The organism is Flavobacterium fructosi (assembly GCF_042787335.1).
GTDB classification, from domain to species: domain Bacteria; phylum Bacteroidota; class Bacteroidia; order Flavobacteriales; family Flavobacteriaceae; genus Flavobacterium; species Flavobacterium fructosi.
In genome coordinates, this window is the sequence record NZ_JBHZQA010000001.1 from 414,275 (window position 1) to 437,228 (window position 22,954).

The window sequence follows — 22,954 nt, forward strand, 5'->3', positions numbered from 1 at the left end:
AAAATAGTTACAAATGAAAAAAGAGGATCAAACTTATCTGTACTTAATTCTTTTCCATGTCGTTATTGGTGTAATGGGGTATTTATTTCCTTTTAGCACTAAAATATACGGATATTCCATCTTTATATTTGGAGCCTATTACATTATAAAAAAACAAAATCGGAATAACGAAGCCCTCATTGTCGCGGCCTATGTGGTGGGCAGTGAAGTGTTTTTGAGAATGACAGGAGGAAATCCCTTGTACGAGATTTCAAAATATGGGGTGATAAGCTTCCTGTTTATTGGAATGTATTTTAGTGGTTTTTCCAAAGGTGCCACACCCTATTGGATTTTTTTGTTACTGTTGGTCCCAAGTTTGATTATTTCCACTTTTGTATTGGATTTTGACACGAATATTAGAACAACCATAGCTTTCAATATTTCGGGTCCCGTTTGTCTTGGAATAGCATCCTTGTATACGTATAGGAGAAAAATTGCCTTGGATCAGATGAATAACATCTTGCTTAATATGGGGCTTCCCATTATTTCATGTATGGTCTACTTAACTTTGTATACCCCAAATATACGGGATGTGATTACCAGTACGCAATCTAATTTTGAAACCTCTGGAGGCTACGGCCCCAATCAGGTAGCTACGTTTATGGGTTTGGGTATGTTTATTTTTTTTTCGAGGGTTATCCTAGAGTCACCAAGCAAATTTTTGTTGATAACCAATCTAATTATCGCTCTAAATATTAGCTATAGAGGGATGCTTACCTTTTCCAGAGGAGGCATGGTCACTGGTTTTCTGATGATTATTTTGTTATTGTTGTTCCTTTATTTTAAATCTAATTATAGAGGCCGAGTAAAACTCAATTATATTATTGTATTTGTGACTTTAGCCCTAATGGCAACCTGGGGCTATACTTCGTTCCAGACAGGAGGTCTTATTGATAAACGCTATGCTAATCAAGATGCGAAAGGAAGGGTCAAAGAGGATAAATTTACCGGGAGGGAAGAAATCGCAGTAAGCGAAATAGATATGTTTTTGAAGAATCCTATTTTTGGAGTAGGAGTAGGAAAAGGGGTGGAGTTACGAAAATCAGATACTGGTATTTTTGTTTTGTCGCATGACGAGATTACGCGGATGCTGGCGGAACATGGTACATTAGGTATCATAGCCTTACTGATTTTGTTTTTTACCCCGCTTGTTTTGTATCTGGAAAACAAGTTTAATATGTTCCTATTGTGTTTTGTGCTGTTCTGGTTGTTGACCATCAACCATGCTGCAATGCGAACGGCGGCACCGGCCTTCGTGTATTCGTTGTCTTTATTGAATGTGCAGCTGGGGAGTCCGAGGAAGGTTAAGAAAGAAGAAGTTTAAGTGTTAAGTGTTCGGTCTTTTTAGTGTTCAGTTTTTTAGGGACAAGTTATATCAGGACGAGACAGGTGACTAATGCCGTTATTGTTCATAAATTAATCCTATTATCAGTTCGAGCGCAGTCGAGAATCATTATTGCATCTCGATTGTGCTCGATATGAAAAAAAACTATTGGACTAAGATATATTAGTTAATGGTATAAAGTTGGAAGAGACTAGCATTTCTTAATCTGAAAGCTTACTTCAGTAAACTATACGGAACACTCATCACGGTGCATACTGATCACTGCAAACTATTCCACAGTAATAAACTGCAACTGTTGCAAATCACCATTGTAAATATTGATATCTACATTCCCTTTTATCCCTGGAACGGAAGCTTTCTCCGTAAATTGCCAAAACAGCCAATCGGCATCAATTTTTTCTCGATAAAAATTATAATTGGCAATCCAAAAGAGATAATCGCTGAATTCCTCTTTCAAAAAATCATCGTAATATTTTTCGCCGGTATAAATAATCGGTTTTACTTTATAATGTAATTCCACAGCCTTCAGCCATCGTTTCAAGCCGACTTTCAGGCTGTCTAACGATTGATTTTTAGGCAGTTTTTCAATATCTAAAATAGGGGGTAAATCTCCTTTCTGGAGTGCAACGGTTTTAATGAAAAGTTCCGCCTGCTCAAGGGAGTTTTCGTTGGGACGGTAATAATGATAGGCCCCCCGAATCATTTTATTTTCTTTGGCGCCAAGCCAATTCCGTTTAAACTGACGGTCTTTCCTGTCCTTTCCTACGGTTGCCCGAATGAACACATACTCTAAAGGATATTTTTTTTCTAAAGTATCGACATAAGACCACTGAATTTTCCCTTGGTATTCAGAGACGTCCAAACCGATACTTTTCCCCTGATGATTTTCTAAAACTTGAAAATTACGAACGTCCGAAATACGTTTGGCTTCGGCTTTTTCTTTTATAGCTTTATCGGATTTGAAACTGAAATAGTAGGCCAGTCCATTCCGGTAATGATAAGCAGTACCAACAACAACTACCACAAAAAAAGAAAAGAGGAAAAAACGCAGAAGTTTAGCTGAAAAAACAGACGCTTTCTTTTTTGGTTTACGAACTACCGTTACTCTTCTTCTTACCACTTTTTTTCTCATTCAAATACTATTTTATTGCCCTTTTATTATTCACTACCGACAACAAAACATAAAGAATAATCAGCAAAGGAATTCCTAAATATTGGAAGAAAACCAATAACAAAATAGAAAGAGATAAAAAGACAATTTGAAGGACATTGTCTTTAAAGTTAAATTTTTTAAGCTTCAATGAAAACAAAGGAATCTCGGCATTCAGGATATAAGCGCTTAATATTGTTATGGCAAGTAAAACAAACTGGTTAGTCAAAATTTCGAGCGTGAATAAGGAATCTGAATATTTCAAAACCAAAGGCAAGCTTAAAATAAACAGCGCGTTTGCAGGTGTTGGCAATCCTATAAAAGAATCCGTTTGTCGCGTGTCGATATTAAAATTAGCCAAACGATAACAAGAACCCAGCGTAACTATGAATCCCAAATAAGGAATTATAGGATGGGCAGACAGCTCATGCTGGCTGCTAGACAGCAAAAAAAACATAACAAAACCCGGTACTAGACCACTGGTAACCATATCTGCCAAAGAATCCAATTGCAATCCCAGCGGACTGGACACTTTAAACAATCTGGCAAAAAAACCATCGAAAAAATCTAAAAATATCCCAAGACAAACAAAATAAAAAGCCATTTCAAAATCCAGTTTAGCGACAAAAACGATTGCTATACAGCCACAAAAAAGGTTGAGCATTGTGATTAAATTCGGAATGTGTTTTTTAATATTCATAGGTATACCGTTTAGGGATCTAAAGTTGGCAAATTTAGCATAATAAGTGAAGGAAAAGTACGTTTTTTACTAGAGATTTTTACTATTTCGATAATCTAATCTTCAAAAGATCGATGGAAATCAATTTTGTCCGTATCATCTGTGTGCTATTTCAAATTTTCGTTAGCCATGGTGTCCTACGATTTTAAGACTTTTAAAACGGCACCGTAAATTCAATGGTAAAATGAAATAAGCTCAGTAAAAAATTATATTTTTGATAAAAATTAAACAGACGTTCCGTTTGTAAAAAAAGTCCATTTGAAAAAAGCTTTCTTATTTCCATTACTGCTGGTTTGTGCTTTTAATTACAGTCAGGCCGTTAGAAAGTACTCCAACGAGTTTATGAATATTGGCGTTGATGCGGCTGCATTAGGCATGTCAAATACAATGGTGGCATCTACCAATGATGTTAATTCAGGCTATTGGAATCCCGCGGGCTTAATCCATCTGGAAGACAATCAGGTTTCGTTAATGCATGCTAATTACTTTGCGAATATTGCCCAATACGATTATATGGCCTATGGAAGCCCAATTGATGACCAAAGTGCTTGGGGAATTTCTTTAATCCGTTTTGGTGTGGATGATATTTTAAACACAACGGAATTAATTGACAGCCAAGGTAATATTGACTACAATAGAATCAGTCTCTTTTCTGCAGCCGATTATGGTTTTACTTTTTCCTATGCCCGAAAATTGCCCGTCCTTGGATTTCAATACGGCGTAAACGCCAAGGTAATCCGAAGAATTATAGGAAAGTTTGCTAACTCGTGGGGATTTGGTTTTGATGCCGGAATACAATTCGAAAAAAACAACTGGCAATTTGGATTGATGCTTCGAGATATTACCACAACCTATAATGTATGGAACATTGATGAAGCCGAATATAAAAAAATAGCAAATGCCATTCCCGACAAAAATCAGGAATTACCGGAAAGTACGGAAATTACAGCTCCTAAAGCGCAACTGGGAATAGCTAAAAAAATTATCATTCATTATGATTACAGTATTTTGGCTGCTGCCAATATAAACATGCGGTTTACTAAAACTAATGATTTGATCTCGAATGATTTGGTAAGTATCGATCCCGCCTTAGGGTTTGAATTTGGTTACACCAACTTGGTTTTCTTACGCGCGGGTGTAGGGAATTTTCAAAATATTCAACAGCTAGACAATAGAGAAAAAGTAGGGTTCCAACCGAACATCGGATTAGGTTTTAAATACAAAGGCATTCAGGTTGATTATGCCCTTACTGATCTAGGCAATCAAAGCGCCGCTTTATACTCCAATATTTTTTCGTTAAAAGTAGATTTGAGTCTTTTTAGAAATTAAACTGCAATTCAGATTAAAACAAAAACAAAATCTACCACCAATTCGCTAGTTAAAATATTAACCAAAAAGTAATTAGAAAAATAGCGGTAAAAATATTTTACAAATAGCACTCAACCTATGAAAAGTGAAACGTCTTTATTTTCTTTGAATCCGAAAAATCTATGTTTCTATGTGTTAAAAAAGTAATTAGCGCATTAGCGGTAAAACAACAAGTAACAAGCAGCGAAGTTTGTATTATGTTTTATTTACGATACGGATTTACACAAAGCAATTCGTTACAAATAATAAATTCGTTTTAACTTTTATATGCGGAACAAAAAAATCCGTGTAAATTTGTTCAATCGGTACAATCCGTGTTCCATATTTTAATAATATCCTAAATGAATACATCTTCCTTAAAGAAAATCTCCTTTTTCCTATTCTTATTTTTAAGTATAAATGCAAGCTTTGCCCAAAACCTTCTTTTATCCAAACAAGCAAAAGTCAGCGTTATTACTTGTGGGACGGGAAATGAATCCTATTCGCTTTTTGGACATACCGCCATTCGAATCAGCGATGCTTTTAACACTATAGATGTTGTATACAATTATGGTGCTTTTGATTTTAACACTCCTAATTTTGTTTTGAAATTCATAAAAGGAGATTTACAATATTTTGCAGTCGCTCATGCTTACGCTGATTTCATTAATGAATATCAGTACGAAAAAAGATCCGTTTACGAACAAGAATTAAATATTCCTTACCCGCTAAAACAAAAATTATTTGATAATTTAAATACCTCTTTAGCTTCGGGAGAAAGTCACTACACCTATAAATTTATCGATAAAAACTGTACATCCATGGTAGTCGATATGATCAATAAAACAATAGACACCACAGCAATTGTAAAAAAAGCAGATACTGATATCACCTACAGAACGATTCTTTTTCCTTATTTTGACAATCATTTTTATGAAAAATTAGGCACCAGCATCATTTTCGGAAAAAAAGTAGATCAGCTGGGGACACAAATTTTTCTGCCATTTGAATTACAAAAAAGTCTAAAAAAGGTTTTCTATAAGAACCACCCGTTGGCTGGGGAAAACAAAATGATATTGGAGTTTCCCGCAGAAGTTATGGGATCATGGTGGAATAATGTTTATACTTATATTTTATTCCTTGGATTCATTATCGCAATAAACAAGAATCCTGTTGCCGCTTTTTATCTAACCATCATGGCTTTATTGGGCCTGTTCTTCGCCTTTGCAGGCTTTTATTCATTTCATAAAGAACTGGCATACAATTATAATATATTGCTGTTTAATCCAAGCTTGTTGTTACTACTGTATTTTTATCACAGTAAGAACACTAAAGGACTTTTCAATCTGGCTTTATTCAACCTTGTATCGTTAGCTATTTATATGGTGATCCTGATAAACAAAGCGCATTTATGGATTGTATTGCCTCTTGTCATTACAAGTACTGTACTATTAGTGAGACTGGCCATTCAAAATACTAAACGCATTCCAATCATCATTTAATCAAAAATCGCAAGTTACAGCTGTTTTTAGGACTAAAAGTAACACACCCCTAACCCCTCTCGAGAGGGGAATACGATCCCGTAATCTTTAGAGGTTTTGAATTCATAATGAAATTGTTTGCTTTGAAAAAAGGACATACCCCTAACCCCTTTCGAGAGGGGAATACGACCATGGAATCAATGGTGTTTTCAGGACTCAAAGGAACACACACAGCGTTTCCTATATCGTAGTTTATATTTTGAGATAAAGATATTTCCAAGCTATGTGATTATAAATTATTATCAGTTTCAAAAAATTAAGTTATATAGCTGTAATTCCACTTCTTAATTCCCCTCTTGAGAGGGGTAAGGGGTGTGTTTTTCATACTCATAAATATAAAACTCGATAGCCCTTAAAACATTCTCCATATCCTTCAAGACCTGTTCATCACTAAATCGTAAAATAGTAATCCCGAACTCATTCATTCGTTTTTCTTTAATACAATCTTTACTATATACTTCTAAAAATTCATGAGAACAGCCATCTACTTCTATCCCTAACATTAATTCACAACAGAAAAAATCTAAAATAAAATTATCAATTGGTTTCTGTCTATGAAAATCATAACCGTACATCTGCTTACCCTTTAATTTTAACCACAAAAAAATTTCTGTTTCAGTCGAATTATTTCGAAGTTGTCGGGCAAATTCGTTGAGTTTAGGGGTGTAGGGTATGATTTTTCTTTTAGGCATCGTGGCTCTGTCAGCGTTTTTGACATGTTAAAAATAATGTTTTTAATTATATTGTTATGAACTAAAAATGAAATCGTTTGTTTTGAAGAAAGTAACACACCCCTAACCCTCTCGAGAGGGGAATGTGATCCTGGAATCGATGGTGTTTTTAGGATTCAAAGGAACACTCCGAGCACTATAACTGCAGTTGTTATTTAATTTTGGAGTCGTTGAATCTTCGATTTCAAGAGGGAAATAGGACCATGGAATCAATACTGTTTTTAGGGACCCGAAGTAACACACCCCAGCCCCTCTATAGAGGGGAGTATGACCTCTTAATCTTTAGCGGTTTTTAATTCAAAACGAAATTGTTTGCTTTGGAAAAGGACACGCCCCTAACTCCTATAATTCCAGTTATTATTTAATTTGGGAGTCGTTGAATCTTCGATTTTAAGAGGGGAATACGGTCCCGTAATCAATGCTGTTTTTAGGATTCAAAATGAAATTATTTGCTTTGCTGTCGAACAACGAAAATCGAAGAGAACTACTGACCCCTATAAAACAACATCGTAGTAATAGTCTTAAACGCAATACTCAAGTCTAGGAAAACACTTCTATGCTTGATATAATACAGATCGTATTGGAGCTTTATTAAACTGTCGTCAATCGTATCGCCATAAGAATAATTGACCTGAGCCCAACCCGTTAAACCCGGTTTTATGATATGTCTGGTTTCATAAAAAGGCATTACTTCCGCTATTTCCTTTACAAAAAAAGGACGTTCGGGACGTGGACCTATAACGGCCATATCGCCTTTAAGAATATTGATAAATTGGGGAAATTCATCGATTCTGGATTTTCTTAAAAATTTTCCAAAAAGAGTTATTCTCGAATCATTGACTGTGGTAAAAACGGCTCCATTAGTTTCGGCATTACAAATCATAGTCCGAAATTTTAAAATTTCAAATACGACCCCATCTTTGCCCACCCGTTCTTGGGTATAAAATAACTTGCCCCTGTTCCCTAAAGCATTCCCTACTACTATTATTGGAAACAAAACCAACCCAACAGATAATCCAGCTACGGAGACACCGAGTTCCAAAAACCGAATTAGTAACAAATAGAGCTTATTGTGATTGCTTCTGCTAAAAGGGAAATAGCGGTAAAAATCTTTGGACATATAATGCACCGGAATGCGCTGTGTTTTACTTTCATACACTTGGGTATACTCCCTGATGATACTGCCCGACTCTAATAAGCGAAGCAGTTGCTGGTACAATTCAGGAGTGATCCCCTCCGTTTTTTGGGAGGCAATGACAATCTCAGAAATGTTATTTTCTTTTACAAACGAAAACAAAGCCTCTCTTTTTATTTGTTGTACGTAGTGATAGACAGTTGCATCTTCTTCGGCAGCATCGGCACTAACGAAAGCGACGATTTTATAATGCGGATCTATGTTCTCCAACCCTAAAATTAACTCTTCGATCTGTTCCTCATCGCATATTAATAGAGCATTTTGAAGAAAGCGGTTAGATGCTAAAAATTTTACATAAAACATACGCCACAAAAACAAAGACATAAAGACAACCAGATAAAGCAAGAAAATTTGTATTCTTTTGGAGGGTAATTCAGGAGAGAAAAAAGGAGTCAATAAATAAATGGAAACCGTAGTAGTGGCCGTGAGGATAGCACTTCTTGACACTTGAAAATGATTGCTGGCTACCTGAAGATTATACATTTCGAATATCGTACCGAAAAGACTGAGATAAAGTACCAAAACTAGAGTCCAGTAAAAATTTGCCATTATGATCGTAAAATAATCAAAATCAAAAAAGTGCCCTACGAGAAACAAAGTCATCAAAATAAATAAAATATCAAAAAGACGAAGAATCATCTTCCTTTCTGATATTTCAAAATGCATTTTACCTACTGCTAACATGTTTCTGTTTCTGATTAGAAGTGCAATTTAGCCATTTTGAGCTCATATCATTCTATCAAATATTAAAAATTTTAACAAAATTATTTTTTTAACAAACTAATTTATTTGATGGAGGAGAATTAGGAATGCTATAGCGAAAAAAGAATCGATAACGAAAATAGGGGAATTTCATTTTTGTTTTACCCCTAACCCTAAAGGCAGCAAAAAGAAGTATAAAATTCTCATTTGACCAAGAACATCGTTTTTTGTCCATCGTCAAACTAAAACAACTCATCACTAAAAACGGATCATTAACAAAACGGATCACTGAACACTAACAAAACGAATCACTTTTTTAGAACTGAATACTGGACACTTCCTTTAAAACTCTAACTTCTTTTTTCTTAATTCGAAATTTTGTCCAAGATAAACACGACGTACCATTTCGTCTTCTACCAATTCTTCCGGGATACCGGCTTTTAGGATTCCACCTTCAAACATTAAATAGGTTTTATCGGTAATCGCCAATGTTTCCTGTACGTTGTGATCGGTAATTAGAATACCGATATTTTTATTCTTTAGTTGTGCTACGATGCGTTGAATATCTTCTACCGCAACTGGGTCGACACCAGCAAAAGGTTCATCGAGTAGGATGAATTTTGGGTCGGTGGCTAGACAACGGGCAATTTCAGTACGACGACGTTCTCCTCCCGAAAGTAGATCACCTCTGTTGGTTCGGATGTGCTCTAAACTAAATTCTTCAATTAAGCTTTCCATTTTAGCAACCTGTTCTTCTTTTGAAAGTTTGGTCAATTGTAAAACGCTCAAAATATTATCTTCGATACTTAGTTTTCTAAAAACAGATGCTTCCTGCGCCAGATAGCCAATTCCCTGTTGCGCTCTCTTGTACATCGGGTAATCGGTAATGTTCAAGTCGTCCAGGAATATGTTGCCTGAATTTGGTTTTACCAATCCAACAATCATGTAGAACGAAGTTGTTTTTCCGGCACCATTAGGTCCTAAAAGACCCACTATTTCTCCTTGGTTTACTTCCACCGAAATGCCTTTTACCACACTGCGTCCTTTATAGGTTTTTACAAGATTTTCGGCTCTTAATTTCATCGTCAGATTCTTCGATTTTTAGATGGTTAGATTTTTAGACAAATAAACGAATAAACGCCTAACCAAAGTTCCATTTAACAATTATTTCACAACAGTTTCTTCCCAAATGACGTTATTTATCAGGTGATCAGGAACCGTTTTTTATTTTAGGCAAAATATTATTTTGATGGAGATTCTTCTAGTGCTTCCCAAAATTCATAGGCTCTGCGCAAATGCGGTACTACAATAGTTCCCCCTACAAGTGTAGCAATTCCCATTGCTTCCATCATTTCTTCTTTGGTTACGCCTTCTTTGAAACTGGTTTCCAAATGGTATTTGACACAATCGTCGCAACGCAAAACGGCCGAAGCCACTAAGCCAAGAAGTTCTTTGGTTTTTACGTCCAAAGCTCCTGCTGCATAGGCATTGGTGTCCAAATTGAAAATTCGTTTTACAATTTTATTATTGTCTGCCAATAATTTCGCGTTCATTTTAGAACGGTACTCGTTGAATTCTTCTATAATATCAGCCATTTGATTTTTTTTGATTACGTACTACTAGTTTTGAAATTAGGATGCTCAATTCGTATATTAATAACATAGGGATTGCAACAATTGTTTGGCTAACCACATCTGGAGGGGTAACGATTGCGGCAACAATAAGTATTATTATTACGGCATATTTCCAGTATTTTCTTAAAAAGGTGGGTGTTACCAGCCCTAGTTTTGTTAAGAAGTAAATGATTATTGGCATTTCGAAAAATATTCCACTTGCTAAAACGGATGTTTTTACCATGCCTAAATAGGAATCCAATGTGAATTGATTTTTTACAATATCACTTACCGTAAATGTAGCCAAGAAATTGACTGACATTGGGATTACTACGTAATAGCCAAATAAGATTCCTAAAAAGAAAAGCAGGGAGGAAATGAATATAAATATTTTAGCGTTTTTTCTTTCTTTTTCATACAATGCAGGACTTATAAATTTCCATATTTCAAATAAAATATACGGAAAACTCAGGATAAAACCGGCCAAAAGACACATCCAGACAAACATGTTTACCTGACCTTCCATTTCCGTATTTTGAATGATAAAGGGCATTTCAGTGATACAAATACTGTCTGCAAAACCTAAAGCATGCGATAGGTCACAAAAAAAAGTATAGGTTATAAAGGTGGGCCGTGTAGGTCCAAATATAATAATGTCAAATAGGTAATCACTTATAAAGTACGTAAGAAAAGCCATTATTACTACAGCCATTGTACTTCGAACCAGTAACCACCTTAATTCTTCGAGATGATCCAAAAAAGACATTTCGTTTAAGTTTTTTTTCTCTTTACTATTTTTTGCCATTATACTATTCCTTCTTTTAAAATGTCGTGTAAGTGTAGCACTCCCTTGTATTCACCATTGTCCACAACAACCAGTTGTGTTATGGAAAAATCTTCGAGAATGTTTAGTGCATCGACAACCATAGCTGTTGATGAAATTAATTTTGGATTTTTGGTCATGATATCTTTGGCAGTCAAATCCGCAAAAGAATCTCTGTCGTTCAGCATTCTTCGGATGTCTCCATCGGTGATAATTCCGATTACTTTGTTATCCTCGACAACAGCGGTTACACCAAGACGTTTTTCTGAAATTTCGAAAATTACTTTTTTGATAGGTGCTTCCGGACTCACCATTGGTTTCAAAGTGTGTTCCAACATGTCTTTGACACGCAGTAATAATTTTTTACCTAAAGCGCCACCCGGATGGTATATCGCAAAGTCTTCTGGTTTGAAATCGCGTATTTCCATCAGGCAAACCGCCAAGGCATCACCCATGACTAATTGTGCGGTGGTGCTATTTGTTGGTGCCAAGTTGTTTGGACAAGCTTCCTCATCCACGGTCGTGTTTAAAACGAAGTCTGATCCTTTAGCCAGAAACGAAGTCATGTTTCCCGTGATGGCAATTAAGGTGTTACCAAAGCGCTTCAAAAGTGGTACTATGACTTTTATCTCCGGACTGTTGCCACTTTTTGAAATACAGATTATAATATCCTCATTCTGCACCATGCCTAAATCGCCGTGAATGGCTTCAGAGGCATGAAGAAACAGCGATGGTGTGCCGGTAGAATTGAATGTAGCGACCATTTTTTGCGCAATAATAGCACTTTTTCCTATTCCGGTAACTACTAATCTTCCTTTGGAATTATAGATGCTTTGTGCGGCGTTACTGAAGTTTTCATCAAGATAATCAGTGAGTTTCGCAATAGATTCACTTTCAGATCTAATGGTTTTTTTGGCACTTGCCAAGATATTTTCTTTAGTTATCAAAACAGAATGTTTAAAATTTGTAAGTTTAAAAGAAATTTGTATCTTTATGTGATGCAAATTTATACAAAATACCACATAATCAAGAATGAATTCAAACGAAATTGACATACACAAAGAATTAAAAAAATATTTTGGCTTTAGCCAATTTAAAGGACTGCAAGAACAAGTTATAAATACGCTCCTTAATAAGGAGAACACCTTTGTGATTATGCCTACCGGAGGCGGAAAGTCACTCTGTTACCAATTACCCGCTTTAATTCAAGAAGGGACTGCTATTGTGGTCTCCCCTTTAATCGCTTTGATGAAAAATCAAGTGGATGCCATTCGGAGTTTATCTTCTGAAAATGGTGTTGCCCATGTTTTAAACTCTTCACTTACTAAAACCGAGATTGCTCAGGTTAAGAAAGATATTACCTCCGGGTTGACAAAATTGCTATATGTTGCACCAGAATCCTTAACCAAGGAAGAGTATGTCGCTTTTCTTCAAACTGTGACTATATCTTTTGTTGCTATAGATGAAGCGCATTGCATCTCAGAGTGGGGTCATGATTTCAGACCGGAGTACCGGAATCTAAAACATATTATTAAGCAATTAGGAGACGTCCCTATTATTGGCTTGACCGCAACCGCTACGCCTAAAGTACAGGAAGACATCCTGAAAAATTTAGATATGACGGATGCAACTACTTTTAAAGCATCATTCAACAGACCCAACTTATATTACGAAGTACGTACGAAAACGAAAAATATTGAATCGGATATAATTCGTTTTATAAAACAACATAAAGGTAAATCAGGAATTATTTACTGTTTGAGCCGTAAAAAAGTGGAGGCTATTGCCGAAGTTTTACAGGTAAACGGAATAAGTGCTGTTCCTTATCATGCCGGATTAGATGCTAAAACCCGCGCCAGGCATCAAGACATGTTTCTTATGGAGGATGTTGATGTGGTGGTAGCAACAATAGCTTTTGGAATGGGAATTGACAAACCAGATGTTCGTTTTGTTATTCATCACGATATTCCTAAATCATTAGAAAGTTATTATCAGGAAACCGGTCGCGCCGGTCGCGATGGAGGAGAGGGTCATTGTCTGGCTTATTATTCGTATAAAGACGTAGAGAAATTAGAAAAATTCATGTCGGGTAAACCCGTTGCTGAACAAGAAATAGGATTCGCTTTACTGCAGGAAGTGGTGGCTTATGCTGAAACTTCTATGTCTAGGAGACGATTTCTACTTCATTACTTTGGCGAAGAATTTGACGATGTAAATGGGGAAGGGGCTGATATGGATGACAATACCAGAAACCCAAAAACAAAAGTAGAAGCCATAGATCAAGTGGTTCAGCTATTGGAAGTAGTTCGGAATACGAAACATTTGTATAAATCGAAAGAAGTGGTGTTTACATTGATTGGTCGTGTCAATGCCGTTATAAAAGCACATAGAACCGATACACAATCTTTTTTTGGATGCGGTTCAGACCATGACGAGAAATACTGGATGGCCTTGCTGAGACAAGTTCTTGTGGCTGGATATTTATCTAAAGACATTGAAACGTACGGAATCGTAAAAATCACTGATAAAGGATTGAATTTTATTAAAAACCGCGAATCCTTCATGATGTCTGAAGATCATGAATACAATGAAACCGAAGACGAAGCCATTGTGACTGCAGCAAAATCTACGGGAGTTGCTGATGAAGTATTGATGGGTATGTTGCGAGACTTACGTAAAAAAGTAGCTAAGAAACTCGGAGTTCCTCCTTTTGTCGTTTTCCAAGACCCGTCACTTGAGGATATGGCTTTGAAATATCCAATTTCTCTAGACGAATTAATCAATATTCATGGTGTTGGAGAAGGAAAAGCAAAAAAATACGGTAAGGAATTCTTAGAATTAATAAGCCGTTACGTCGAAGATAATGATATTATAAGACCGGATGATTTGGTGGTTAAATCTACTGGAGTCAATTCTGTCAACAAACTATATATTATTCAAAATATAGACCGAAAATTATCGCTTGATGATATCGCTTCCGCAAAAGGACTGAAGATGGACGATTTGATTAAAGAAATGGAGCAAATTGTATATTCCGGAACCAAGTTGAATATAAAATATTGGATTGATGATATGTTGGACGATGACCAACAGGAAGAAATTCACGACTATTTTATGGAATCCCTTTCCGATAATATCGAAGAAGCACTCAAAGAATTTGAAGGCGACTATGATCTTGACGAATTGCGTCTGATGCGAATAAAATTTATCAGCGAGGTGGCAAACTAGTCATAAAGTCGAAAGTCTTAAAGTCAAAAGTTTTACCGTTTTGGTACTTTTTCGGATATTTAGACTTTCGCCTTTATGACTTTAGATTGTATACAACTCTCCACGATGTGGTTTCAAAGCATCGCGAACCTGAATCATATTTTCATCAGTCACTACCATGAAAGCAATAGCTTGCATTTCACCTTGAATTTCAAAACCCGTAATTTTCAAGGGTAATTTTTCAATAGCAATGTATTCCTTCAAATGAATTTCGTGGTGCTCCGCCGTTTTTGCAGAAGTGGGTCCACGGAAATCCCATATTAATTTTATTTTTCTAGTCATTTGTTCAGTGTTCCGTTTTTAGTTTTCAGTGATCAGAGATTGACAGCAACAAAGTTACAAAGTCTAATTTGAAAATGGGCTACTTTGAAAATTTGAAAATGCATTTTCTATTGCACCTTTAGAATTCATGACAAAATACTACTTTTGTATCGGATTATTTTTTGAGTGTTTCAAAACATCAAATAATCTAGAAATCGAACAATCTAAAAAATGCCTCAAGAACTTCTATTACAAGTGTCACCCGAAATTGCTACAAACGAATTGTTGCTAAAGGATTATTTGGCTAAACAAATTAAGGTTGCTGCCAAAGAAATCCAACATGTTTCTATTTTAAAACGTTCCATTGATGCTCGTCAAAAGGCAATAAAAATAAATTTGAAAGTGGCGATTTATCTGAACGGAGAGCCTTTTCAGAAGCATAAAATTGAACTGCCAGAGTATCCAAGTGTGATTAATGCACAAGAAGTTATTGTTGTTGGTGCAGGACCAGCTGGACTTTTTGCTGCCTTGCAATTGATAGAATTGGGTTTGAAACCAATAGTTATTGAGCGCGGAAAAGAGGTACGCGGACGTCGTCGTGATTTGAAAGCTATTAATGTTGATCATCTGGTAAATGAAGATTCGAACTATTGTTTTGGTGAAGGTGGTGCCGGAACGTATTCTGACGGAAAATTATACACTCGCTCTAAAAAACGCGGTGATGTAACTCGGATTTTGGAATTATTAGTGGCTTTTGGAGCTTCAGATGATATTTTGATTGAAGCGCATCCGCATATTGGTACTAATAAATTGCCTCAAATCATCCAAGATATTCGGGAGAAAATCATCGATTGCGGCGGACAGGTTTTGTTCGAAACCCGCCTTACCGATATTTTATTAAAAAATGATGAGGTACAAGGTATCGTTACTCAAAAAGGAGATACGATTCTTGCTAATAAAATAATCCTGGCCACGGGACATTCTGCGCGAGATATATTTGAATTATTGGACAGAAAACAAATTTTTATAGAAGCTAAGCCTTTTGCCTTGGGCGTAAGAGCGGAACATCCACAATCGTTAATTGACAGTATTCAATACAGTTGTGATTACCGCGGGGCGCATTTACCGCCGGCACCTTATTCAATTGTTAAGCAGGTGAATGGTCGCGGTATGTATTCCTTTTGCATGTGTCCAGGTGGAGTGATCGCACCTTGTGCGACGAGTGCAGGTGAGGTGGTGACCAATGGTTGGTCTCCATCAAAAAGGGATCAGGCTACAGCAAATTCCGGAATTGTAATCGAATTAAAATTGGAGGATTTTAAACCATTTGCGAAATTTGGTGCACTGGCCGGAATGGAATTCCAAAAAAGTATTGAGCAACGCGCCTGGCATTTGGCGGGAGAAACCCAAAAAGTACCGGCGCAACGAATGATCGATTTTACCCAAAATAAAGTTTCATCGGATATTCCGAAAACGTCCTATGTTCCCGGAACTACTTCTGTAGAAATGGGGCAAGTTTTCCCAGAATTTTTAACGCAGATATTACGAGAAGGTTTTACCGAATTTGGAAAATCTATGCGAGGCTATTTAACTAACGAAGCTGTACTTCATGCACCAGAAAGTAGAACATCTTCGCCTGTACGCATTCCCAGAGATCCATTTACCTATGAACACATTCAAATAAAAGGCTTGTATCCTTGTGGGGAAGGGGCTGGTTATGCTGGAGGTATTATTTCGGCAGCAATAGATGGCGAGAAATGTGCCTTAATGATAAAAGAGAGTATTAGGAAATAATTTTTAATCAATACTATCCATTTAATTTAAAAATAAGCAGTCCAGATACAGGCTGCTTTACTGTTATCAATTATTATTATTATTATTATTTATTTTATTGTCTGCCAAAAACAGATAATACCTATCGATATTTTTTTCTAAACTAATCCGTTGGGTGAAATTAATAGAATCCTGAATTACTAAATCATATAAAATTTAACCATGTAGAAGAATAGTAAAAAGAAATAGATCAATTAATATTTGATTTCGCATTATTTAATTGAATTCTTTTAAGCTGGCAATTATTTTAGCGTGTAAAATTTTTTCATCTATAGGTTTGGATACATAATCATTCATTCCGGCTGCTATACATTTTTCTACATCTACAGAGGTAACATCTGCTGTCAGTGCAATAATGGGAATGTTAGAATTCAGTTTGTTGCGAATGTATTTGGTCGCTTCAAAACCATTCATTACAGGCATTTGTAAATCCATAAGGATGAGGTCATACTTATTTTTCTGAAGATTTTCAATGGCAATTTGACCATTACTGGCAATCGTAACATCATAACCAAAGTCCAATAGTATTATTTTTATTAAAAGTTGGTTCAGTGCAATGTCTTCGACAACTAATACTTTGATGTTTTCTGAGCTGTTTTTTTCGAGTGGAACCTGTTGAATAAGGTCTGATGTATTTGCAGCTGCGGTTTCCGTAGCTGAATTTATTTGATCAAAAGTCAAAATAAAACCAAATGAAGATCCTTTACCCTCTTCGCTATTTACAATTATTTTTCCTCCTTGAAGTTCTACCAGCTGTTTGACAATGGCAAGTCCAAGACCCGTTCCGCCATATGAGCTGCTAGTGCCTATTGCAGCCTGCTCGAAATTATTAAAAATATCAGTTAATCTATTTTTAGGAATTCCAATACCAGTATCGGTAATCAGGAATTCAATAATTGCTTTTTTCGAATCTTCTTCCAAAAGTTTTATACGGATGTTTATTTTTCCTTTCGAAGTAAATTTTACGGCATTACTCATCAGATTTAGTATGATCTGACGTAATCGCATAGGATCACCTATTAAATTAAAAGGAATTGCAGCATCATATTCATTTTGTAATTCTAAATTCTTTTCCTTCATTTTTGGTTCAAAAAAATGAAGCATTGTAGCAATCGAATCTGATAAATTAAATACTGTTTTCTCAAAAGTCATCTTTCCTGCATCTACTTTGGCAATGTCCAGAATATCATTTATTAGCACAATCAAAGCATCTCCTGATTCTTTAATGGCATTAATGTATTCTTTTTGTGAGTTGTCTAAGTTGGTTTTCAAAACTACATTGGTAAATCCAATAATTGCATTCATTGGAGTCCTTATTTCATGACTCATGTTGGATAAAAATTGTTGTTTTGATTTTACAGCTTCTTCCGCAATTAGTGTTTTTTGGTCTGCCTTTATTTTGGCTTCAATCAATTCATTCTTTGCTATTACATGAGTAGTTACATCGTATGCTATTATGGTAACTCCAGAAATAGTTTCATCAGCTTCGTGATATGGTTGGTACACAAAATTGAAATATTCATTCATCAATATACCATTACGGAAAAGTGGCGCTAAAAATTCATATCCATAGAAAGGTATTCCGGTAGTTAATACTTCCTTTAGTAATGCAGGGTATCGCAATTCCTGGAGTTCCGGTAATATCTCCAGAAATTTTTTTCCTTCAATATCATCCCCTTTTCCCCATATTTCTTTAATGCTGTCATTTGCAAGGGAGATCACCATGTCTTTGCCTTTCAAAATTGCTATGGCAAAAGGAGATTTCATTAGCATCATGTTATAGCGTTTTTCACTGTCTTCAATCTGCTTCAGCGCTACTTTTTCTGCTTCTCGCTGTTCTGATATTGCCTTTTCTTCTTTTGAATGAAGCTCAAATGCTAATCTTCTGACCTCGGTAATATCTTTAATAGTAAAGAGAATTAGTTCGTTATCACGTTTCTTTTTAATAACCCGATTTGCATTCAATACCATTATTTTTTCCCCAATACGAGGAAATGTGCGTTTTACTTCAAAATCTTGAATAAGGATATCGTTAGAAAACGTAGCAATTAATAATTCACGTAGTTCAGGAATGTCCCATTGACCATCTTGCAATTCAAACAAATGCTTTCCTTCGATTTCTTCTTTAGAAAGCTGGTATTTCTTGTAAAAGGAAGTATTAGCTGATTTTACATAGAAGTCTTTATTGAGTATGATTATGGATTCTTGTATACTATTAATAATCGATTCAGAATATTTGTAGGTTTCCTTAAGGAGTTGATTGTTTTTTTTTAATTTCTTATTATTAGAAATAAGTAATTGGTTTTTTGTAATATCTTCCCCATTCTGAATTATATATTTCACGTTACCAGCAGCGTCTAGTATGGGAGAGTGGCTTACTTTCCAATATCTAACTTCAAACGTACCCCCGTCCGCTTGCGGTTTTTTAATATCGTATTTTTGAATCGGTAAAGTATTGGTTGTTTTATTTTTAATCACAGTATTAAAAGAGGCAAGAATGTTTTTTTCGCCATCGGCATTCAAGTCATCAGGGTTGGTGGGAAATACTTCAAAAATATTTAAGCCTATTATTTTTTTTCTTTCCGTCATAGTGACTTTCAAGAAAGCATCAGTAGCGGCAACCAGATCAAAATTAGTGTCTAAAACTAGTAATAGTGCTGGAGAGAGATTGAAAAAATCTTTATAATCATCAATCATAAATTGTCTGTTTTTTATTTTGTACTATAAACATCGTTTTTATCATTACCAAAATCTTATGAAAACATAAAAAAACGATAATGTTTCTTGGAGGATTCTTTGATTCAAAAAGCATGCAAAGTTGAGGAATTTGAAATCAAAAAATTCGCATTTTTTTTAATTATTAATTGACTAATAAACGCGAAATATAATCAATATTTAATGATATCTGTTTAAAATTGGTGTCTGTTTTATAGCGGGTAGCAACTTATGTTATTTCAGGCATTTTAAAAAACAGAAGCCCGCACAGTTGTATTTATTCTAGTGTATAATTGTCGACTTTTAAGTGTAAATGTTTTTATGCTATTTTCCATTGTGTGTATTGTTTCTTCCAAATCATTAGAAATTTAAACGTTCCGATTTCTTCTTTTCCGTTCTCCATATTTCGAAATTCGTGTACGCCAATTTCAATTGCTACATAGTCTTTTATGGGATGAACTTCGAGAGTTCCATTGACCAGTTTTCGGGTTCGTTTATTTTCATTTGTAAACATATTCGAAAAGTTAGTAAAAACGGTGTTGTACGAAAGCAATCCGCCATTGTCCTGAAACCATTCTAAATCCTTGGTAAATGAAGATTTGAATTTTTTGAAATCTTTTTTATTGAACGCTTCGAACATTATCTAGTCCATTTGTTTAATTTACTGATATAATTCTGTGGTTGTTGGTGCCACTTTTTTTCTTGTGCAGTTACAGCATTGAAAAAAGCTGAAGCAAGAATAACATTTAAAAACAAATAAATTTAGAATCGGTTCTGTTGTATTGGAATTTACTTTGAAGTATTTTTTGTTGAATGCGGAATGCTTGTTTTACTTTATTTTTTGACGGCAACCGCAATTTTTGAGTCGGCAGTTCCATAATACAAAAACCATTGTTTTTTAAAATATACCAATCCTTCGACAAAGCAAACTTCATTTACTTCCCCTGTTTTTTCATATGGCTTGTCTGGGTGAATGAAATGATCCTCCATTCGGTCAATTAATTTATATGGTTTTTCTTTATCAAATAGCGCTTGACTTGCTGCATACGTGAATTTAGGTAAACCGGGTTCATTATAATTGGCCGCATTACTTCCGTTGTAAATCAGTACAATACCTTGTTTTTGTAGTAAAGCAAAAGGACCGGGTTCTACTAAACGACTATCAAAATACCCCATCCGAGGGTGTAAAACGGTAATCATTTTTTTGCTTTCTTCATTTTCGGCTACTTTCCAATGGATGAGATCGTCAGAGGTTGCCAGATACAAATCAGTATCCCCAAAATACATCCAGTATTTGCCTTTTATTTTTGTAGCGATGATTTTATCTCCATCTAATTTACAAACGATGGCTCCAGATTTTGACCATAAATCTTTATGCTTTTCCTCCTGTAGCATTAAACCGTGCTTTGTCCAAGTTTTTAAATCTTTTGAGCTGGCTATACAAAGTCGGGCTGTCTTGCCATCATAAGAAGTGTAGGTCATTATATACGTTCCATTTTCACTTTCTATGACTCTTGGATCCTCAACACCGCCTTTCCACTCATACTGTTTCATAGTGTCGTTGTCCGGATAAAATATCGGTGCCGGTTGTTTTTTAAAGTGCAGTCCATCTTCACTAATGGCAAGTCCTAATCTTGATGTCATGTCTTTGTCCTGAGCTCTATAGATAAGATACACTTTTCCGTCTTTGACAATTGCAGATGGATTAAGGACATTTCGTTCTTCCCAATGTACTTGTTTGTTGCTTATTGGAGATTGAAAAACTTGGTTTAATTGCGGTTCTAAAATAGGGTTTATACTGTCTACTTTTACAAAGTTGAGCATCGCCCAATCTATGTTTTTCGTTTCTGATTTAGAAATGGAATTACTGCCGCAGCTCGCTAACATTAATAAGATTAATAAGATTAATAGCGTAATGGTTTGTTTCATAATTTTATAATATTTTAGAGGGAATACCCGATTCCTTCCGTTATTTAATATGATTTAGGTTTTTATTTTTCTCAAATATTTATAAAAGAGTCTACTAGGGTAAAGTTGCATTTATTTTGTTGAATCACAATTTTCTTTGCAAGTTAATATTACTTTGAGTCCAAATACCTAAATTAGGGTAATGACCGCAAAAATCCATTAGAAAAAAAATCTCTCATCAAAGACCGTGTTTAAGTTTCGAATAGCAATAGGATGAATTTCAGCAGGGAAATTTATTTAATGTCTTAGGATTTTTGCTGAGTTAGTTAAAAAAAACGCCTCGTTGCGGCGAGACGTTTTATGTTTTTTCTTGCGAGTGATTGCTTGTAAATTTGCAATAATCTTGGAATTAAATAGTTATCAATAATTACTTATTTTTTTATATTCATTTCCATATAATCCAAAGTTAGGTTCGACATTACTTTCATTCCTAATACAAAACTGCTTTCATCGATATAAAAGTCAGGCGTATGATGCGCAGCCGTTTCAGCTATCGGTTTGCCTTTAGGAGCGCCTCCCAAAAAGAAGTAAAGGCCCGGTATTTTTTCTTGGTAAAATGAAAAATCTTCAGCACCTGTAACAGCAGGAGCCAATAGAACATTCTCTTTACCTCCAACAGCTTGTAATGTTGGAAGCATTTTTTCGGTCAGTGAGGGGTCGTTGTAGGTAATGCCCGTTTTGTTGGTAATCGTCACATCGGCAGTTGCACCGGCACTTTCGGCTATTGCTGTCGCTATCTGTTTTACTCTGTCGTGAACCAGTTGTTGTACTTTATTATCTAATGACCGAATTGTGCCATTCATGATAAGTTCCTCAGGAATGACATTGCTACGGACTCCTGCGTTTATCTGTCCAACACTTACAACTGCTGCAGATTCGGTTATGTTCACATTTCGGCTAATAATTGTTTGTAATCCCATTACGATCTGAGAGGCGGTAACAATTGGGTCGACACCCAGCCAAGGATAAGCACCATGCGTTTGTTTACCCATTATTTTTATTGTAAACCAGTCTGAGGCTGCCATTGTTCCTTTTGGACGGTACTTTATTTTGCCTACTTCGGTCTGTGCATTAATATGCAATCCGAAAATAACATCTACTTTAGGATTAGTAAGAACGCCTTCTTTGATCATCAATTCAGCTCCTCCTTCTTCGCCTTCAGGCGGACCTTCTTCGGCAGGTTGAAAAATGAATTTAACGGTTCCTTTTAAGTCGTTTTTTATAGATGCTAAAATTTCGGCAGTTCCCATTAAAATTGCAATATGTGTGTCGTGTCCACATGCATGCATAATTGGGACGATTTTTCCATTGTATTCCCCTTCTGCTTTAGAGGCGAATGCAATATTCACCCGTTCTTTTATAGGCAAGGCATCAATATCTGCACGTAGCGCCACTACAGGGCCTGGTTTTCCGCCTTTTAAAATACCCACAACTCCAGTTTTTGCCACTCCAGTTTGTACCTCAATCCCAAGAGAGCGCAAATATGTGGCAATTTTTTCTCCTGTTTTGAATTCTCTGTTTCCTAATTCGGGGTTTTGATGAAAATCCCTTCGCCATGCAATAACTTTTGACTCTAACGACTCGGCCTTCTTGCTAACCTTAGTTTTTAGTGTTGTATTTTGTGCGGAAGCAATGCAGACAGAATAAAATAGTACTGCAAAAAGTAAGTTTTTTTTCATTTTTAG

The 22,954-nt window shown here is 35.7% G+C and carries 18 protein-coding genes; 5 read left to right on the top strand and 13 right to left on the bottom strand.

The window, feature by feature from the left end:
- Positions 1–13 precede the first annotated feature (13 nt).
- On the top strand, positions 14–1,363 hold the full coding sequence (locus ACFX5D_RS01860; RefSeq protein ID WP_379856569.1) for an O-antigen ligase family protein: 1,350 nt from the start codon (positions 14–16) through the stop codon (positions 1,361–1,363).
- Positions 1,364–1,652: 289 nt separating this feature from the next.
- Here ACFX5D_RS01860 and ACFX5D_RS01865 read toward each other — a convergent pair whose 3' ends face one another.
- Both ACFX5D_RS01865 and ACFX5D_RS01870 read right to left on the bottom strand, forming a co-directional pair.
- Positions 1,653–2,516, bottom strand: coding sequence for a glycoside hydrolase family 25 protein (locus ACFX5D_RS01865; RefSeq protein ID WP_379856570.1), 864 nt, complete (start codon positions 2,514–2,516; stop codon positions 1,653–1,655).
- A gap of 7 nt (positions 2,517–2,523) precedes the next feature.
- The gene (locus ACFX5D_RS01870; protein ID WP_379856571.1) at positions 2,524–3,234 is read right to left on the bottom strand and encodes a CDP-alcohol phosphatidyltransferase family protein; all 711 of its coding nucleotides are present in this window, start codon (positions 3,232–3,234) and stop codon (positions 2,524–2,526) included.
- A gap of 297 nt (positions 3,235–3,531) precedes the next feature.
- Between ACFX5D_RS01870 and ACFX5D_RS01875 the strand changes: the two genes are divergently transcribed.
- Both ACFX5D_RS01875 and ACFX5D_RS01880 read left to right on the top strand, forming a co-directional pair.
- Complete coding sequence (locus tag ACFX5D_RS01875; RefSeq protein ID WP_465254659.1) at positions 3,532–4,602, top strand: putative type IX sorting system protein PorV2; 1,071 nt, start codon at positions 3,532–3,534, stop codon at positions 4,600–4,602.
- 380 nt (positions 4,603–4,982) lie between these two features.
- Complete coding sequence (locus ACFX5D_RS01880) at positions 4,983–6,122, top strand: lipoprotein N-acyltransferase Lnb domain-containing protein (RefSeq protein ID WP_379856572.1); 1,140 nt, start codon at positions 4,983–4,985, stop codon at positions 6,120–6,122.
- Between the two features lie 323 nt (positions 6,123–6,445).
- On the opposite strand, the gene ACFX5D_RS01885 is transcribed toward ACFX5D_RS01880, so the two are convergent.
- The 6 genes from ACFX5D_RS01885 to ACFX5D_RS01910 all read right to left on the bottom strand — a co-directional run bounded on the left by ACFX5D_RS01885 (position 6,446) and on the right by ACFX5D_RS01910 (position 12,172).
- Complete coding sequence (locus ACFX5D_RS01885; protein WP_379856573.1) at positions 6,446–6,853, bottom strand: endonuclease domain-containing protein; 408 nt, start codon at positions 6,851–6,853, stop codon at positions 6,446–6,448.
- Positions 6,854–7,376: 523 nt separating this feature from the next.
- Positions 7,377–8,771, bottom strand: a complete 1,395-nt coding sequence (locus tag ACFX5D_RS01890; protein ID WP_379856574.1) for an exopolysaccharide biosynthesis polyprenyl glycosylphosphotransferase — start codon at positions 8,769–8,771, stop codon at positions 7,377–7,379.
- A 360-nt stretch (positions 8,772–9,131) separates the two neighbouring features.
- Positions 9,132–9,872 carry an LPS export ABC transporter ATP-binding protein gene (lptB, locus tag ACFX5D_RS01895; protein WP_073209735.1) on the bottom strand — a complete coding sequence of 247 codons (741 nt, stop codon included), beginning with the start codon at positions 9,870–9,872 and terminating at the stop codon, positions 9,132–9,134.
- A 158-nt stretch (positions 9,873–10,030) separates the two neighbouring features.
- Positions 10,031–10,384, bottom strand: coding sequence for a carboxymuconolactone decarboxylase family protein (locus ACFX5D_RS01900; protein ID WP_379856575.1), 354 nt, complete (start codon positions 10,382–10,384; stop codon positions 10,031–10,033).
- On the bottom strand, positions 10,377–11,207 hold the full coding sequence (gene tatC, locus ACFX5D_RS01905) for a twin-arginine translocase subunit TatC (RefSeq protein ID WP_379856576.1): 831 nt from the start codon (positions 11,205–11,207) through the stop codon (positions 10,377–10,379). The genes ACFX5D_RS01900 and tatC overlap by 8 nt, the downstream gene beginning before the upstream one ends.
- Positions 11,207–12,172: a KpsF/GutQ family sugar-phosphate isomerase gene (locus ACFX5D_RS01910; RefSeq protein WP_379856577.1), complete on the bottom strand. Its 966-nt coding sequence runs from the start codon at positions 12,170–12,172 to the stop codon at positions 11,207–11,209. Before ACFX5D_RS01910 ends, tatC begins: the two co-directional genes overlap by 1 nt.
- Positions 12,173–12,257: 85 nt before the next feature.
- On the opposite strand from ACFX5D_RS01910, the gene recQ reads away from it, so the two are divergent.
- Positions 12,258–14,453 (top strand): DNA helicase RecQ, encoded by a 2,196-nt coding sequence (gene recQ / locus ACFX5D_RS01915; protein ID WP_379856578.1) that lies wholly within the window; start codon positions 12,258–12,260, stop codon positions 14,451–14,453.
- Between the two features lie 81 nt (positions 14,454–14,534).
- Here the strand turns inward: recQ and ACFX5D_RS01920 are convergent, their stop codons facing one another.
- On the bottom strand, positions 14,535–14,774 hold the full coding sequence (locus ACFX5D_RS01920) for a hypothetical protein (protein WP_379856579.1): 240 nt from the start codon (positions 14,772–14,774) through the stop codon (positions 14,535–14,537).
- Between the two features lie 210 nt (positions 14,775–14,984).
- On the opposite strand from ACFX5D_RS01920, the gene ACFX5D_RS01925 reads away from it, so the two are divergent.
- Entirely contained in the window at positions 14,985–16,547 is a 1,563-nt protein-coding gene (locus ACFX5D_RS01925; RefSeq protein WP_379856580.1) for an NAD(P)/FAD-dependent oxidoreductase, read from the top strand.
- Between the two features lie 255 nt (positions 16,548–16,802).
- Here ACFX5D_RS01925 and ACFX5D_RS01930 read toward each other — a convergent pair whose 3' ends face one another.
- From ACFX5D_RS01930 to ACFX5D_RS01945, 4 genes are all read right to left on the bottom strand, one after another.
- Complete coding sequence (locus tag ACFX5D_RS01930) at positions 16,803–19,283, bottom strand: response regulator (RefSeq protein WP_379856581.1); 2,481 nt, start codon at positions 19,281–19,283, stop codon at positions 16,803–16,805.
- Between the two features lie 337 nt (positions 19,284–19,620).
- Entirely contained in the window at positions 19,621–19,941 is a 321-nt protein-coding gene (locus ACFX5D_RS01935) for a nuclear transport factor 2 family protein (protein ID WP_379856582.1), read from the bottom strand.
- Between the two features lie 194 nt (positions 19,942–20,135).
- Positions 20,136–21,230 carry a glycoside hydrolase family 130 protein gene (locus ACFX5D_RS01940; protein WP_379856583.1) on the bottom strand — a complete coding sequence of 365 codons (1,095 nt, stop codon included), beginning with the start codon at positions 21,228–21,230 and terminating at the stop codon, positions 20,136–20,138.
- Positions 21,231–21,640: 410 nt separating this feature from the next.
- Entirely contained in the window at positions 21,641–22,948 is a 1,308-nt protein-coding gene (locus ACFX5D_RS01945; RefSeq protein ID WP_379856584.1) for an amidohydrolase, read from the bottom strand.
- Between the last annotated feature and the right edge of the window lie 6 nt (positions 22,949–22,954).